Consider the following 272-nt stretch of genomic DNA (forward strand, 5'->3'; position numbering starts at 1 on the left):
CCGACTATAATATTTGAAGCTAAATCTAACGCCGTTTTGATCAAGGTAGTAATCGTCTTGTTCATCATAGAACCAGTTAGCTAGCTTAGATGGATCGTTTTTGTGCTTTCTGGTTTGTTCCTTTTCATACATGGTATAAGGGATATAGTACTGCTTAAAATCAGTCGGATTAGGATACAAGGCGAAATCAACTACATACTGATCCGTCGTAGCGACTTGAATATTATAGCCTGGCTTAAGCTGACCATTTCTCATGTGATCTTCTTTCATAT

At 37.5% G+C, this 272-nt stretch carries 1 pseudogene; it reads right to left on the reverse strand.

The annotated features are described in order from the left end of the window. Positions 1-272 (reverse strand): annotated as a pseudogene (locus JEM49_RS10135) (IS5/IS1182 family transposase); the annotation flags it as partial.

This window comes from Lactobacillus sp. A27 (assembly GCF_016742815.1).
GTDB lineage: Bacteria > Bacillota > Bacilli > Lactobacillales > Lactobacillaceae > Lactobacillus > Lactobacillus gallinarum.